Here is a 267-nt window from a genome sequence, read left to right as displayed (position 1 = left end):
CAGCTGAAAGAGCAGGGCGCGCTCAACCGCATGAACGAAGTGCTGGCAGAGATCCCGCGTGTGCGTGAAGACCTCGGCTTCCCGCCGCTGGTGACGCCGACCTCGCAGATCGTCGGCACCCAGGCGTTCTTCAACGTGCTGGCCGGCGAGCGCTACAAGACCATCACCAACGAAGTGAAGCTGTACCTGCAAGGCGGTTACGGCAAGGCCCCGGGTGTGGTCAACGAGCAGCTGCGCCGCCAGGCCATCGGCAGCGAAGAAGTGATC

At 64.0% G+C, this 267-nt stretch carries 1 pseudogene; it reads left to right on the top strand.

The features are described 5' to 3' along the window. Positions 1–267, top strand: a pseudogene (locus tag R0J88_RS20730) (oxaloacetate decarboxylase); the annotation flags it as partial.

Source organism: Pseudoalteromonas sp. SIMBA_162 (assembly GCF_046535955.1).
Classification (GTDB): domain Bacteria; phylum Pseudomonadota; class Gammaproteobacteria; order Enterobacterales; family Alteromonadaceae; genus Pseudoalteromonas; species Pseudoalteromonas marina.
The sequence above is the reverse complement of the archived record's forward strand: the minus strand, read 5'-3'. Positions and strand labels throughout refer to the sequence as shown.